Source organism: Streptococcus himalayensis, from assembly GCF_001708305.1.
Taxonomy (GTDB): domain Bacteria; phylum Bacillota; class Bacilli; order Lactobacillales; family Streptococcaceae; genus Streptococcus; species Streptococcus himalayensis.
In genome coordinates this window covers 1689465-1705171 of sequence record NZ_CP016953.1, presented here as the reverse complement: position 1 = coordinate 1705171, position 15707 = coordinate 1689465, and the positions used below count along the sequence as shown (strand labels likewise).

Here is a 15707-nt window from a genome sequence, read left to right as displayed (position 1 = left end):
CTTATTTTCCTCCCTTGATTTGTTTTTTAGGCTTCATATAGCGTTCGATGATGTAGTGAACACTAACAAAGAAAATAATAGAAGCTGTCACAATATTGACCAATTCTGAAGGAATTGTTGCAGTATTCATACCTGGAGCTCCAACTTGCAAAACTCCAAATAAGAAGGCTGCAAATGGAATTCCTACTGGGGAATTCGTCGCAAGAAGGCTAACTGCCATTCCGTTGAATCCGACGCTTAGTGAACTTCCTTGAACATAGATATTTTGGAACGTTCCTAGTCCTTCTACAACTCCTCCGAGTCCTGCAAGTGCTCCTGAGATAATCATTGAAAGAATAATGGTTCGTTTAGCAGACATCCCTGCATACTCACTTGCATTAGGATTAAGACCGACAGAGCGAATTTCAAATCCAAGCGTTGTCTTTTTCAAGAGGAACCAGATAGCAATAACCGCAATAATGGCAAAGAAAATTCCAATATTCATCCGAGAATTGCTGGTCAAAGCGCGCAACCATTCTGTTTGATAAGTCGCATTGGCACCTACTTTAATACTAGAGTCTACACTTTGCATGACACTTTTTGGAAAACTACGGATAAAGGCATTTCCTACATAGAGGACAATGTAGTTCATCATAATGGTAACAATGACTTCACTCGTTCCAAGATAGGCTCTTAGAATTCCTGGAATCGCTCCAATAATCCCGCCAGAAACCATCCCGATGATAATCGTCATTGGAATCATGATGATCCGTGGTAAATCTGGAAACGAAAGAGCAAACCAAGCACTCATCACCCATCCTGACAGAGCTTGCCCCGATAGTCCGACGTTGAAAAAACCTGCTTTACTAGCAACCGCAAAACCAAGGGCAATTAAAATGAGAGGCCCCATAGCACGAGAAATTTCCCCTAAACTCCGAAGGGAGCCAAAGGCTGTTTTAAAGAGTTCCTCATAACCCCAAAGAGCATCGTAGCCAAAAATCCACATGACAATGGCTCCAAGCAAAATCCCCAACACGACTGAAATCAAAGGGACTGTGATTTGCTGCATTTTCTTAGACATGTCCATCCTCCTTTTTCACATCTCCACCAGCCATTAAAATTCCAAGTTCTTGTTTATTAGTCTCTTCTGGTTTCACAATACCTTGAATTTTCCCGTCATGAATAACGGCAATTCGGTCTGATACATTGAGGATTTCATCTAATTCAAAGCTGACTACTAAGACAGCCTTGCCCTTGTCTCGCTCTTCTATCAAGCGTTTATGGATATACTCAATTGCACCAACGTCTAACCCACGCGTTGGCTGGCTTACAATGAGAAGGTCAGGATTCCGATCAATCTCACGGGCGATAATCGCTTTTTGCTGATTTCCTCCTGAAAGAGCTGAGGCTGGAACAAATTCGCTTGCGGCACGAACATCAAACTCATCCATCAATTTTCGTGCGTAAGACGTAATCGTATTATAGTTTAAAATACCATTTTTACTGAGGGGCTCTTTGTAGTAAGTCTGAAGAGCAATGTTTTCAGAAATCATCATATCCAGAACCAAACCATCCCGGTGGCGATCTTCTGGTACATGACTGACTTGCATTTCTGTGATTTTCCGCGGAGAATAACCAACAACATCCACTCCCTTAATCTGGATACTTCCTGATTTGACTTTCCGAAGTCCCGTAATGGCTTGGATTAATTCACTCTGTCCATTGCCGTCAATCCCTGCAATCCCGACAATCTCTCCTGCCCGAACATCAAGAGATAGGTTCTTAACAGCGGGAACTCCACGATTTTCATGAACTACTAAATCCTTAATAGACAGGACAACTTCCTTAGGATTAGCTGGAATTTTTTCCGTTGTAAAGGATACAGAACGTCCGACCATCATCTCTGCCAAGTCTTTATTGGTTGCCCCAGCAATTTCTACCGTCTGGATACTCTTTCCACGACGAATAACGGTAACACGATCGGCCACTGCCCGAATCTCATCTAATTTATGGGTAATCAAAATAATTGATTTCCCTTCCTTGACAAGATTTTTCATAATATGTTCTAACTCTTCAATCTCTGAAGGAGTTAATACCGCTGTTGGTTCGTCAAAAATCAGAATGTCTGCTCCACGATAGAGAGTTTTCAAAATCTCGACCCGCTGCTGAGCTCCAACAGAAATATCTTCCACTTTAGCGTTTGGTTCAACCGCAAGGCCGTATTTCTGAGACAATTCAGTGATTTCTTGAATCGCTGTCTTTACATCCAAAATTCCATTTTTAGTCGTTTCACTACCTAAAATGATATTTTCTGCAACTGTAAAAGCTTCGACCAACATAAAATGTTGGTGAACCATTCCAATTCCAAGAGAGGCGGCTTTTGAGGGAGAATCAAGTTGCACTTCTTGGCCATTGACCAAAATTTGCCCGCTTGTGGGTTCCAGCAAACCAGCTAACATATTCATGAGCGTAGATTTTCCTGCCCCATTTTCTCCTAAGAGTGCGTGAATTTCACCTTTTCGCAGATTTAAGTTGATTTTATCATTTGCGACAAATTCACCAAAAATCTTGGTTATTTCACGCATTTCAATGACATTGTTGTGTGCCATAAGCGTCTATCCTTTCAGAAATTTAATTTTATTTTCAGCAGAATCTGTTAATGATTTAACAGACTCTACTGAGATAAAATACCTCAGTTGAAAAAAGAGGAGCGGAAAAAGAACCAAGATATAGTCCATTTCCCACTCCGCAATTTTAGTAGGAGTTGTTACCAAAAGGATACTACTATCCTCTCTAGCAACAAAGTCGCTAATTATTCTGTTGGAACTTTAATGCTTCCGTCAAGAATTTTAGCTTTTGCATCTTCTACAGCTTTTTTCGCATCTTCAGAAAGATTTTTCGTTGTCAAATCAACTCCACCATCTTTCAAGCCGTATGTGCTTGTTTTACCACCAGGGAATTCACCTTTAGAAGCTTTTGTTGCCAAGTCTTTTACAGTTTCACCAACTTTTTTCAAGGTAGAAGCAAGAACGAAATTAGAGTCTTTGCCATCTTTTGATTTGTAAGCTCCTTCTGCTTCTTGGTCACGGTCTACACCAAGAACCCAAACTTTTTCATCTTCGTTCTTTGTTTCATTGATGGATTTTGCTTCGTTGAAGACACCAGCACCTGTACCACCGGCTACTTGATACACGATGTCTGCACCAGCTGCATATTGAGCTGCTGCAATCGTTTTACCTTTTGCTGCATCTCCAAATGAGCCTGCGTATTGAACATCAATCTTGATAGATGGGTCTACTGATTTCACACCTGCTTCAAATCCTTTTTGGAAGCGTGTCAATACAGCACCTTCAATTCCTCCAACAAAACCAATTTGTTTTGTTTTTGTTGTTTTTGCCGCTGCTACACCTGCAAGGTAAGCTGATTCGTTATCTGCAAAGAGAGCTGATGCCACATTCTTTTGATCTTTGATTTCATCATCGACAATAACGTAGTTGATATCAGCATGGTCTTTTGCAGCTGCTTCTACGGCATCACGAAGAGCAAATCCGATACCGAAAACTAATTTGTAATTGCTGGTCGCTGCTTGCTCAAGGTTGTTCGCATACTCAGACTCGTCTGTTGATTGGAAGTAAGTGAAACCGTTGTCTTTTGAAAGACCATTGTCTTTCCCCCATTCTTGCAATCCTTCCCAAGCTGATTGGTTAAATGATTTATCATCTACACCACCAGTATCTGTTACGATTGCTGCTTTCAGGTCTGTTTTTGCATTTGCATTGTCACCTTTTGAAGCACGATTTCCACATGCAGCAAGTCCAAGTGCTGCAACCGTTACTAGACCTAGGCCTAACCATTGTTTCTTGTTCATTTCTGAACCTCCTAAATAAGATATGCAACTGTGTTGCGGATTTGAATTTGGTCGCTTGACCAGTTTGCTGACTAATCCAAGTCAGTAAAAGAATATGGAAGTAATTCCCCGACCGTCATCTCGACCGTCGATTGATCTTTGGCGATTAAAGTCACCTTTAAATCCTGATTAAAAAATTCTGCCATCACTTGACGACAAGCTCCACAAGGGGAGACTGGATGTTTGGTTTCTCCATAAACATAGAGTTCTTCAAACTCCAACACACCTTCTGATACGGCTTTGAAAATAGCAGTGCGCTCTGCACAATTGGTCAAACCAAAACTCGCATTTTCAATATTGACCCCTGTAAACACTTGACCATTTTTAGCACATAAAACTGCACTCACGGGAAAATGCGAATAGGGCACATAGGCATGTCGGCTATTTTCAACAGCTAATTCAATGAAATTAGTAGTCACTACTTGCAACTTCTCCCTTCATAATAGCAATTCCTGAAGATGCTCCGATACGATTTGCCCCCGCCTCGATAAAGGATTTGGCATCCTCATAAGACCGTGCACCACCAGAAGCTTTCACCCCCATGTCCTCGCCAACTGTCTGACGCATCAGGGCCACGTCTGCCACCGTTGCTCCACCTGTCGAGAAGCCTGTGGACGTTTTTACAAAATCTGCACCAGCAGCCTTTGCCAACTGACAAGCAAGTACCTTCTCATCATCCGTCAATAGACAAGTCTCAATAATCACTTTGACAAGCTTATCGCCACTGGCCTCAACCACGGCACGGATGTCATCCTCTACTAAAACCAAATTTTGAGATTTTAGAGCTCCGATATTCATCACCATATCAATCTCGTCAGCCCCATTTTGAATGGCATCCTGTGTCTCAAAAGCCTTTGTAGCTGATGAGGTCGCTCCCAGAGGAAAACCAATCACCGTACAAACTTTGACATCTGTCCCTTTCAAACCCTCAGCTGCAAAAGCAACCCAGGTAGGATTGACACAGACGCTGGCAAAATCATACTCTTTAGCCTCTTCAATGAGTCGCTCAATCTGCTCTTGTTGGGCATCAGCCTTTAAAAGCGTATGATCTATATACTTGTTTAATTTCATTTTCGGTTCTCCCATAAGTTAAGCGATTACTTCGATAATCTCTCTAACTTTTTTCTGCTCATCACTTATTTTAACATTTTTTTTGAATTCTGTAACTAATTCGTCCGAAATTTTTTCATTTGCATAAATTTTTGCCAAAAGTTCACCCGTTTTTACAGCTTCTCCGACTTTCTTTTCAAAAACAATCCCAGTTTCAAAGTCTAAATCATCTGTCTTCACCGCTCTTCCTGCACCAAGACGCATAGCAAAAAGTCCAAATTCCATGGCAGGAAGTTCAGCAAGGTAACCATCTTTCTCAGCCCTTATTTCTGCTATGAAGGCCGCAGCAGACTCGCGATAAAGATCGTTTACATCTCCTCCTTGAGCTGCAACCATTTCCTCAAATTTGGCTAAAGCAGCTCCGTTATGTAGCTGTTCACGGATTTCTGGCACTGTTTTTTCAACATCTGCTAAGCCTAGCATGATTTGGGCCAATTCACAGATAAATTCAGTGATATCCTCTCTCCCCTTACCCTGTAAAATCTCAAGAGCTTCCAAAATTTCCAAACGATTCCCAATACTAGTTCCCAAAGGTTGGCTCATATCTGTAATAACAGCGACTGTCTTTCTGCCGACAGCCTTTCCTAAATCCACCATAGTCTGGGCAAGAAGTCTTGCATCTGCGATATTTTTCATAAAGGCACCTTCTCCTACAGTCACATCGAGTAAAATCGCGTCTGCCCCAGCTGCAATTTTTTTACTCATCACAGAACTGGCAATCAAGGGAATGGTATCTACCGTTGCTGTCACATCACGAAGGGCGTAGAGCAATTTATCGGCCTTTACAAGTTGTTCAGATTGACCGATAACTGACAAGCCAATATCTTGCACCTGTTTGATAAAACTCTCTTGGCTACGCTCAATCTCATATCCTTTGATAGACTCTAACTTATCAAGAGTCCCTCCTGTATGGCCTAACCCTCTCCCACTCATCTTAGCCACAGGAACTCCAAAGCTTGCAACTAAAGGAACCAAGATGAGGGTCACCTTATCGCCTACGCCACCAGTAGAATGTTTATCTACCTTAATCCCAGCAATAGCAGACAAATCAATCTGTTCACCCGTTGCTACCATGGCCATGGTTAAATCTGAAATTTCCCGAGTCGTCATTCCCTTAAAATAAATAGCCATGGCAAAAGCTGACATTTGATAGTCTGGCACTGTTCCTGCCACGTAACCATCAATTAACCATTTGATTTCATCAGATGTCAGCTCCTCGCCATCTCTCTTTTTTTGAATGATATCTACTGCTCTTATCATTTCTCACTCCTTAGAATATAGTAGCCTTTATCTTTTCTCAGCACTTCACAATTTCCAAACGTCTCCTCCATTTTGGTCTTCGCACTCGGTGCTCCTTGTTTCTTCTGAATGACAAGGGTCAAGGTTCCGCCCTCGTGCAAATGCTCAAGACTTCCAGTAATCACTTGGTGCACGACCTGCTTTCCGGCCCGAATCGGTGGATTGCTGATAATATGATTGAACTCTGCTTCAACCTTTTCATAGAGATTCGATTGAAAAATACGGGCTTCTACCTGATTTTCTGCCGCATTTCTCTTGGCCAAGTCAAGCGCCCTCTGGTTAATATCGACCATGGTCACCTCAAGCCCTTGTACCTTTGCTAAAGTCAAGCCTAAAGGCCCATAGCCACATCCTACATCCAATAGTCGCTCGTTAGAAGAAAAATCAAGACAGTTCAGCAATACCTGACTGCCATAGTCAATCATTTTCTTACTAAAAACACCCGCATCTGTGTAAAAAATCATTCTCTGTCCCAAGAGCTCCACTTCCAAGCGATGGATATCATGAGCTGCATCAGGATTTTCTGCAAAATACATCTTTGTCATATTTCTATTTTACCATATTTTCACTTTTATTGTAAACCGTTTACAAATCTCTTTAAAAAATGATATACTAAATACTCTAGGAGTTTGATATGTATAAGGAATTAATTCATTTTGAAAAAATTACACGCGAACGGTGGCAAAATCTCCATCGCAGTGTGCAACCGCCACTTACAGAGGCAGAATTAACCTCTATCACCAGTTTTAACGATCGTATTAGTTTACAGGATGTAGTGGATATTTATCTGCCATTGACTTATCTCATCCAGATTTACAAACGTTCCAAAGAAGATTTAGCCTTTTCAAAAAGCATTTTTCTGCAAAAAGAAAGCAGAAAACAACCATTTATCATCGGTGTATCTGGTAGTGTTGCAGTGGGAAAGTCTACAACCAGTCGATTATTACAAATTCTTTTATCTAGGACTTTTGCTGATGCCAGCGTCGAATTGGTCACAACCGATGGCTTTCTCTATCCCAACCAAGAACTGATAAAGGAGAATATCCTAAATCGAAAGGGATTTCCAGAAAGTTACAACATGGAATTACTTCTTGGTTTTTTGGATGCGATTAAAAATGGGCAAGCGGCTCAAATTCCTGTATATTCCCATGAAATTTATGATATTGTCCCCCAGAAAGTCCAAATCGTGAAGCCAGCCGACTTTGTCATTGTAGAAGGCATCAATGTTCTGCAAAATCCGCAAAATGAACATTTATATATCACGGATTTCTTTGATTTTTCGATCTATGTCGATGCCGAAGTAGAAAACATCGAAACTTGGTATCTGGATCGTTTTAAAAAACTACTCGAATTTGCCAAAAATGATACGAATAACTACTACCATCGCTTTACCAAGCAGACCGAGGAAGAAGTGGCTGACTTTGCCCACAATATTTGGTCCAGTATCAATCTTGTCAATTTAAAAAACTATATCGAGCCAACCAAAAATCGCGCCGATATGATTTTACACAAGGCAAAAAATCACGAAATTGACGAAATTTATTTAAAAAAATAAAAAGACTTGTCAAAATCAAACTTTTCAGATATAATTAGATAGTTAGTATAGCATTGGAGGTGAAAACATTGGCAAATATTAAATCAGCTATCAAACGCGCTGAATTAAACGTTAAACAAAACGAAAAAAACTCAGCTCAAAAATCAGCTATGCGTACTGCAATTAAAGCATTTGAAGCAAACCCATCTGAAGAATTGTTCCGCGCTGCTAGCTCAGCTATCGATAAAGCAGAAACTAAAGGTTTGATTCACAAGAACAAAGCAGGCCGCGATAAAGCTCGTCTTGCTGCTAAACTTGCAAAATAAGCTGCATAGTAAAATGAAAGAGCTCGTTTGAGCTTTTTTATTTTGCTTTTTTAAAGGGAGTCTCCTATGAAAATTCAAATTATTGGCTATTCAGGATCGGGAAAATCAACCCTTGCGAAGTTTCTATCCACACACTACGCTCTTCCTTGTCTGCATTTAGATACAATGCGATTTTTGCCTCAATGGCAGGAACGCCCAGATGAGGATATGAAACGTCTAGTCGATGACTTCTTATGCCATCATGACAGTTGGGTTATGGATGGAAATTATAGTTTTTGCTCCTATGAACAAAGAATGAAAGAAGCTGATACCATTATCTTCCTGAACTTCTCTCCTTGGAATTGTCTTTATCGAGCTTTTAAACGTTCCCTTCGTTACCGTGGACAAACACGGGAAGATATGACACCAGGCTGTCCTGAGAAATTTGACTGGGAATTTATCCGCTGGATTTTAAAAGATGGTAGGCAAGAAAGGGCAAAAAGACGGTACCAGAAGGTCTGCCAAACCTATTCAGAGAAGGTTGTCATGCTTTGCAATCAACGAGAATTGGATGCTTTTCTGGAACATGTGCAGAAACTATAGCGAAACATTACGCAAACGTTTGCTCTCTTTCTGATATTTTGATAAAATGGTTTCATCTTTTCTAAGTTGAGGAATATCTATGGAAAATCAAACCCTATTTCAAGCCTTTGAATGGTACATCCCAAACGATGGCCATCATTGGAAGCGTCTAAGCGAACTGGCACCAGCACTTGCTGAAAAAGGCATTCGCAAAATCTGGCTCCCTCCTGCTTTTAAAGCCACGAGTAGCGATGATGTCGGCTATGGGGTCTATGACCTCTTTGACCTCGGTGAATTTGACCAAAAAGGAACCGTACGAACAAAATACGGAACCAAAGACGAGTACATCTCCCTTATCCAAACGTTAAAAGCACACGCAATCGAGCCTCTAGCCGATCTCGTCTTAAATCACAAGGCAGGGGCAGACCACACAGAACGCTTTCAGGTAGTTGAAGTCGATCCCGAAAATCGAACGGTTGAACTATCAGAAGCACCTTTTGAAATTCGTGGTTGGACCCATTTTTCCTTTGAAGGCCGACAAAAAGTATATAATGACTTTGAATGGCACTGGTACCACTTCACAGGGACAGACTATGATGCCAAAGGTCAAAAATCGGGAATTTATCTCATTCAAGGCGACAATAAAGGTTGGGCAGATGATGAATTAGTTGATAATGAAAATGGTAACTATGATTATCTCATGTACGCTGACCTTGATTTTAAACATCCAGAAGTCGTTCAACAAATCTATGATTGGGCAGATTGGTTCGTGGAAACAACTGGGATTGCTGGCTTTCGCCTTGATGCGATTAAGCATATTGACAGCTTTTTCATGGGCAATTTCATTCGAGATATGATGGAAAAGCATGGAGAAGATTTCTATGTTTTTGGAGAATTTTGGAATAGCGATTCGCAGACCAATACAGACTACCTAGCCAGTATAGACTACCGCTTTGATTTAGTCGATGTTCGCTTGCATCACAATCTTTTTGAAGCTAGCGAACAACAAGCTGACTATGATTTACGGGAGATTTTCAACGGAACTCTTGCCCAAAACCATCCAGAGTCTGCTGTGACCTTCGTTGACAACCATGATACACAAGGTGGGCAAGCACTTGAATCCACAGTGCAAGAATGGTTTAAACCTCTAGCTTATGCCCTCATCCTCCTACGAGAGGAAGGCTTGCCCTGTGTCTTTTATGGCGATTATATGGGCATTGAAGGGGAATTTGCTCAAATGAGTTTCCGAGAAATCCTGGATAAATTGCTAGATATTCGTTTACAACTAGCTTATGGCGAACAGGTGGATTATTTTGATGATGCAAACTGCATTGGCTGGGTGCGACTTGGCCAAGCAAACACAGCTACTCCTATCGCCGTTCTCCTCTCTAACAATACAGCTACCTATAAGCGGATGTTTGTCGGACAAGAATGGGCAAACCAAACTTTTACAGACTATCTAGGACATATTGACGATGTCGTTGTCATTGATGAGGAAGGCTGGGGAGACTTTCCAGTTGCTCCTACTTCAGTCAGCGTTTGGGGACGAGGAGAGTAATAGGCTATAAAAAAGCCTCAATTCCTTTAAACAAAACTATCTAACCCCCTGCAATATTCTCATTTTATGGAGATTTTACAGGGGGTTATTTTTTAGAATTTGAAATTAGACTGAGCCTATCTACTGATGGCCTTTTTTAAGTCCTCTACAGCCTGCTCAATCTCTTCTAAGGAAACTAAAAACCATTCCTTGACCGCTACTTCTTGGCCATTTGGAGATAAAACAGATAGTTCTAATCGTTTGTCAGAAAAGCGATGGTGAAGATAGGACTCAATTTTCGCAACGGGTAAGTGTGCTGTTTCGATATAAGAGACCAAGTAAACTGGAAAGAAATAAAGTCATTGTCTTTATTTCTTTTTTTTATTATCCGTTTTAATAGCGATTTTTACTTCAAAAATGGTTCCGCGAGGTTTATTATCTTTCACCGTAATGGTCCCTTTGAGGGCTTCAACGATTTGCTTGGCCAAGGATAAGCCTAATCCAAAACCACCTTTTTGACGAGTTCTCGCCTTATCAATCCGATAAAAGCGGTCAAATACTCTTTTCTTATCCTCATTTCGGATGCCCGCCCCATTGTCTTCCACTGTCAGAAAAAGGGTGCGATCATTGGCCGAAACAGTCAATTCAATTTCGCCATCCTCATCCGTATATTTAATGGCATTGTCAAATAAAATGGTCATCAACTGCTTGAGTAGGGTCTTATCGGTTCGAATCGTTCGGAAAATCTTATTTTGAAACCGAAAAGTTTTTCCATTTTCCGTTGCAATCATTTCATAATTGGTAAAGGTCGTGTTAAAGAAATTTTGATCGACATCCACAATTTCTGGCGTGATTCCATCATCTCGACGGGCGAGATTGAGCAGATTAGTCGTCAGCATTCGCATATTTCGAACTTCTTCAAGGCTTGAGGCAATGCTCTCGCTAGAATCCATAATGGTCGCTTCTGGCTTTCTAAAAAGGGTTTCCAAGCGATTTTGAAGAACTGCTAAAGGAGTTCGTAATTCATGACTGGCATTTTCAACAAAGGATTTCTGCTTTTGCATACTCTCCAAAAGAGGCTTGACACTGACGCTGGCTAAATAGATACTTGCAACCACAGATAACAGCCAAAAACTTACCATTACCATAATGACGACTTGTTCATGGCTTAAATTGGCTTGCTCCAACTGGCTCGTATTGATGAAAATGGCCGCATACTTCACGAGACTGCCTTTAGCGTCTTGGCAAGGAAAGACCATCATCCGATAGGTTTCTTCTCCACCGTAACCATTTTTCACTTGAACTTGACGAATGCGATTCATTTGTCGCTTATCAAAAGCGAGATTATTCAAACCCAGAAAATTATCCCCTGTGGTAATGGCTTCATAATCCTTGTTAAATAAAATCACCTCTGTATTCGCACTGACATCCAGCAAATCGGATTCATCTACCTGATAACCTTGCAAATCCTTAGCAAAATTGACTTCTTCTCTTCGGAGAACCATGTTAATGACTGAACTAGGCTTTTGGCTCAATTCTGTAATTTTATTATCGACAGAGACATACAAACTAGATCGCATGACCTGTAAAATAATCAGGGTCATGGCTGAGAAAATCAGGGTAAAGACGCCAAAATTTCTCAAAAAATAGCTAAAATTATCCGAATACCAGGTTGTTTTAAACTTATTCAGCATCTTTTAATATATATCCGACACTGCGAAGGGTGTGCAAATTGTTCGCAAAAGCCGTCCCTTTCAATTTCTTTCGAATTTTCGACACATAGACCTCTACAACCGAAATAGTCGTATCGCTGTCAAATCCCCACAAACGATCAAAAATCTGAGTTTTGGGCAAAATGACATTTTGATTTTGCAAGAAATAGACCAATAAATCAAACTCTTTCCCCAATAATTCAACTGGATTATCCTTGATCAAGGTTGTATTTGTGGCTAAATTGATACGAATATCCCCATAAGACAAGGTATTTTCATTGAATTTTCCAGAGCGTTTCAAAAGTGCCTGGATTCGCATTTTCAACTCTTCTAAATAAAAGGGTTTGGTCAGGTAATCATCAGCTCCAAGCTCAAATCCATGTCCCTTGTCATTCAAACTTTCCTTTGCGGTCATGATTAAGACAGGAGTTGTACTCCCCTTTTCCCGCAATTCTTTTAAGACTTGAAAACCATCTTTTTCTGGCAACATCAAGTCTAGTAAAATCAAATCATAGACGCCACTTTCGGCCTCATACAAGCCTTCTTCTCCATCGAAAACCTGCATGACATCCGCAAAATCGTCTAAAAAATCAAACACAGAATTGGACAAACCTAGGTCGTCCTCTACCAAGAGAATTTTTATCATTGCTCCATTTCCTCCTACCATCATCAGACATCAGATGATAACTTATTCGGCTTTTTCTCTATTATACCATGATTCCCCATCATTTTGGTTATTTATCAAGCAATCACTCTGTAATCATCACCATCAAAGAACATGGCTACTCATCGTCTATCGACAAGATCGAGCATCCAAAAAAGCATTGTCCATCAGCATCTGCTTGTCTTTTTCCATACATGATTTTCTATCTCTTCTTAGTTTAGCTGTTTTTGCTTAAAACTAGCTAAATCGAAGCAACATTCAAGTCATACTCGTCAAAAATCAAAATCTGATGTCGTTATACTCATTTAATTTCAAAAATAGTTATTACATGTATAAAAAAATATTTTTACTATGAAATGAAGTGGACTAAGAAAGTCGCAAAATCACGAACTTTGATTTTCATTGAGTATTTACTCACCTTGCTGAGCTCTAGTTCTACCTGCGATTGCCTAGTCAGATTTTGATTTTTAAAGAGTATCAATTGGCTACTCTCTTAGAATGAACAAATAAAAGCAAAAAAGTGAGGGGAGCATGCTTTCAACATCATGGCTCTTCCTCACTTAAAATTATTTCAACACAAGCGATGCTGCTCCGATAACCCCTGCGTCGTTGCCGAGATCTGCCAAGGCTAATTGAGTCGATTTAGCAATTTGAGGAAAGGCATGGGTATTAAAGACTTCTTGAAGGCCTTCCAACAAGAAATCTCCTGCTGCAGATACGCCACCACCGATAACAATCGTCGATGGATTTAAGATATTAGCAATATTGGCACAAGCAGTCCCTAGATAGCGAGAGAAATTTTTATACACAATCATCCCTAGCTCATCTCCTTCTTTCGCATGGTCAAAGACTACTTTTGCTGTGACTTCCTGACCATCGTCAATCAAAGCCTTCAAGGCTGCATCACCAGCATAGCTTTCTGCATAACGACGAGTTAAATTCACAATCCCAGTCGCTGAAGCAACGGTTTCTAGACAGCCTTTTTTGCCACAAGTACAAGCAATTGGTTGGTCAAAGTCAACTACGATATGCCCCAATTCCCCTGCTCCGCCAGCAATTCCGTGAATTAAATGGCCATCTGCAATTACACCACCACCTACACCAGTGCCGAGTGTTACAAAAACGACATCTGGGTGGTTGCCACCAGCACCAACCCATTGCTCACCAAGGGCTGCCACGTTTGCGTCATTGTCAATGAAGAACGGAATACCAATCGCCGATTCGATTTGTTTTTTGACTGCTTGTTTCGTTTTCCAGTTGAGATTATAAGCACCGACAACGGTACCTTCTTGGCGATCTACCACACCAGGAGAACCCATTCCAATGCCGAGGAAATTCTCAGCTGAAAGTCCTAACAACTCCATTTGGTGCTTGATGGAAGCAATCATATCAGGTACAATATGGCTCCCCTCATCCAAAATTGTCGTCGCAATAGACCACTTATGTTGAATCTCACCTGCTTGCGTCAAAATTGCAAATTTAATAGATGTTCCACCAAGGTCAATACCGATAATCTTTTTTTCCATAAGATACACCTCATAAAATATTACTTAGCCTTATTATACCACATTGCAAAGGTTTGCACTACATTTTATAAAAAAAGATAGAAAAAAGACTAGTCCATAAACTAAGGCTCTATAATATCTGTAGTGGGTAAATCCACTGTAGAGATTATGGAGCCTTTTTCAGTGTAGAAAAAAAGTCCCATATGACCTATAATGAAAAGCGATAAAACCATCATTTAGAAAGACTCATATGGAACAACTAAATCTTATCACAAATTTTCTCAAAATGAAAGACAAAAATATCACGATCACTAATGAATGCGACATGGGAACACACTTAGAACTCCACGGTCACTTGGATTACACAGCCCCTAAATGCTCTTCCTGCAAGGGACAAATGGCTAAGTACGACTTCCAGAAAGCCTCTAAAATCCCCTACTTAGAAACTGCTGGCTACCCGCTACTTATCCGCCTTCGAAAGCGTCGTTTCAAGTGCAAAGACTGTGGGAAAATAGCGGTCGCTGAAACTCCTATTGTTAAGAAGAACCATCAAATCTCTGTCGCTGTCAACCAGAAAATCGCACAATTACTCATCGAAAAGCAAGCAATGACACATATCGCACACAGACTCTCCATTTCAACATCTACAGTTATTCGAAAACTCAATGAGTTTAAGTTTGAAACGGATTGGGCTAAGCTTCCAGAAGTCATGTCCTGGGATGAGTATGCCTTCAAGAAAGGGAAAATGAGCTTTATCGCTCAAGATTTTGACACAAATAACATCATCGCTATCCTTGATGGAAGAACGCAAGCAACCATCCGAAATCACTTTCTGAGATACCCTAGACAGGTCAGAAACCGCGTTAAATTCATCACTATGGACATGTTTAGCCCTTACTATCAACTAGCCAAACAACTTTTTCCTCATGCTAAAATCGTGCTTGATCGTTTCCACGTTGTGCAACATCTCAGCCGTGCTATGAACCGTGTCCGCATACAAATCATGAATCAATTCGATAGAAAATCCCAGGAATACCGTGTCTTAAAACGCTACTGGAAACTGGTACAACAAGATAGCCGTAAACTCAGTGATAAACGGTTTTATCGCCCTACATTTCGCATGCATTTGACCAATAAGGAAATCTTAGACAAGCTCCTATCCTACTCAGATGAGTTACGACAACATTATGAACTCTATCAACTTCTTTTATTCCATTTCCAAGAGAAGAACTCAGATCATTTCTTTGACCTAATTGAACAAGAAATAGCCACTGTTAACCCTATTTTCCAGACGGTATTTAAGACGTTTCTAAAGGATAAGGACAAGGTTTTAAACGCCTTGGAATTGCCTTATTCCAACGCTAAATTGGAAGCTACCAATAATCTTATCAAAGTCATTAAACGAAATGCCTTTGGTTTCAGGAACTTTGAAAACTTCAAAAAGCGGATTTTGATTGCCTTAAACATCAAAAAAGAGAAGACCAAGTTGGTCCTCTCTAGATGTTAGCTGACATCTACCCACTACAGTTGACAAAGAGCCTAAACTAATCTTTTAAGAAATCCTTGATGAATT

16 protein-coding genes are annotated in these 15707 nt (G+C 40.5%); 5 read left to right on the top strand and 11 right to left on the bottom strand.

Translation table 11 applies throughout. From position 1 onward, the window contains the following. Position 1: 1 nt before the first annotated feature. From BFM96_RS07965 to BFM96_RS07935, 7 genes are all read right to left on the bottom strand, one after another. Positions 2-1060, bottom strand: coding sequence for an ABC transporter permease (locus BFM96_RS07965; RefSeq protein ID WP_068992726.1), 1059 nt, complete (start codon positions 1058-1060; stop codon positions 2-4). After that, positions 1053-2588 (bottom strand): ABC transporter ATP-binding protein, encoded by a 1536-nt coding sequence (locus BFM96_RS07960; protein ID WP_068992723.1) that lies wholly within the window; start codon positions 2586-2588, stop codon positions 1053-1055. The genes BFM96_RS07965 and BFM96_RS07960 overlap by 8 nt, the downstream gene beginning before the upstream one ends. Positions 2589-2791: 203 nt before the next feature. Next, positions 2792-3847 (bottom strand): BMP family lipoprotein, encoded by a 1056-nt coding sequence (locus tag BFM96_RS07955; RefSeq protein ID WP_068992720.1) that lies wholly within the window; start codon positions 3845-3847, stop codon positions 2792-2794. Positions 3848-3918: 71 nt separating this feature from the next. Then, entirely contained in the window at positions 3919-4314 is a 396-nt protein-coding gene (locus tag BFM96_RS07950; RefSeq protein WP_068992717.1) for a cytidine deaminase, read from the bottom strand. After that, a complete protein-coding gene (gene deoC / locus BFM96_RS07945) occupies positions 4295-4957 on the bottom strand; it encodes a deoxyribose-phosphate aldolase (protein WP_068992714.1) in 663 nt (220 codons plus the stop codon). Before deoC ends, BFM96_RS07950 begins: the two co-directional genes overlap by 20 nt. Before the next feature lie 18 nt (positions 4958-4975). Next, on the bottom strand, positions 4976-6253 hold the full coding sequence (locus tag BFM96_RS07940; RefSeq protein ID WP_068994267.1) for a pyrimidine-nucleoside phosphorylase: 1278 nt from the start codon (positions 6251-6253) through the stop codon (positions 4976-4978). Beyond that, entirely contained in the window at positions 6253-6840 is a 588-nt protein-coding gene (locus BFM96_RS07935; protein WP_068992711.1) for a class I SAM-dependent methyltransferase, read from the bottom strand. Before BFM96_RS07935 ends, BFM96_RS07940 begins: the two co-directional genes overlap by 1 nt. 89 nt (positions 6841-6929) lie before the next feature. Between BFM96_RS07935 and coaA the strand changes: the two genes are divergently transcribed. The 4 genes from coaA (at position 6930) to BFM96_RS07915 (ending at position 10274) form a co-directional block, all read left to right on the top strand. Next, a complete protein-coding gene (gene coaA / locus BFM96_RS07930; RefSeq protein ID WP_068992708.1) occupies positions 6930-7850 on the top strand; it encodes a type I pantothenate kinase in 921 nt (306 codons plus the stop codon). A gap of 53 nt (positions 7851-7903) precedes the next feature. Next, positions 7904-8155 carry a 30S ribosomal protein S20 gene (gene rpsT / locus BFM96_RS07925; protein ID WP_083201774.1) on the top strand — a complete coding sequence of 84 codons (252 nt, stop codon included), beginning with the start codon at positions 7904-7906 and terminating at the stop codon, positions 8153-8155. Positions 8156-8221: 66 nt separating this feature from the next. Continuing rightward, positions 8222-8737 carry a DNA topology modulation protein gene (locus BFM96_RS07920; protein WP_068992702.1) on the top strand — a complete coding sequence of 172 codons (516 nt, stop codon included), beginning with the start codon at positions 8222-8224 and terminating at the stop codon, positions 8735-8737. A 79-nt stretch (positions 8738-8816) separates the two neighbouring features. Further along, entirely contained in the window at positions 8817-10274 is a 1458-nt protein-coding gene (locus BFM96_RS07915) for an alpha-amylase (protein WP_068992699.1), read from the top strand. A 116-nt stretch (positions 10275-10390) separates the two neighbouring features. On the opposite strand, the gene BFM96_RS07910 is transcribed toward BFM96_RS07915, so the two are convergent. The 4 genes from BFM96_RS07910 to BFM96_RS07895 form a co-directional block, all read right to left on the bottom strand. Then, complete coding sequence (locus BFM96_RS07910; RefSeq protein WP_068992697.1) at positions 10391-10591, bottom strand: GIY-YIG nuclease family protein; 201 nt, start codon at positions 10589-10591, stop codon at positions 10391-10393. A 30-nt stretch (positions 10592-10621) separates the two neighbouring features. Then, positions 10622-11947 carry a sensor histidine kinase gene (locus BFM96_RS07905; protein WP_068992694.1) on the bottom strand — a complete coding sequence of 442 codons (1326 nt, stop codon included), beginning with the start codon at positions 11945-11947 and terminating at the stop codon, positions 10622-10624. Continuing rightward, on the bottom strand, positions 11937-12611 hold the full coding sequence (locus BFM96_RS07900) for a response regulator transcription factor (RefSeq protein ID WP_068992692.1): 675 nt from the start codon (positions 12609-12611) through the stop codon (positions 11937-11939). The genes BFM96_RS07905 and BFM96_RS07900 overlap by 11 nt, the downstream gene beginning before the upstream one ends. Before the next feature lie 584 nt (positions 12612-13195). Next, a complete protein-coding gene (locus tag BFM96_RS07895; RefSeq protein WP_068992690.1) occupies positions 13196-14155 on the bottom strand; it encodes an ROK family glucokinase in 960 nt (319 codons plus the stop codon). A gap of 229 nt (positions 14156-14384) precedes the next feature. Between BFM96_RS07895 and BFM96_RS07890 the strand changes: the two genes are divergently transcribed. After that, the gene (locus BFM96_RS07890; protein ID WP_068989088.1) at positions 14385-15641 is read left to right on the top strand and encodes an ISL3 family transposase; all 1257 of its coding nucleotides are present in this window, start codon (positions 14385-14387) and stop codon (positions 15639-15641) included. Positions 15642-15707 lie beyond the last annotated feature (66 nt).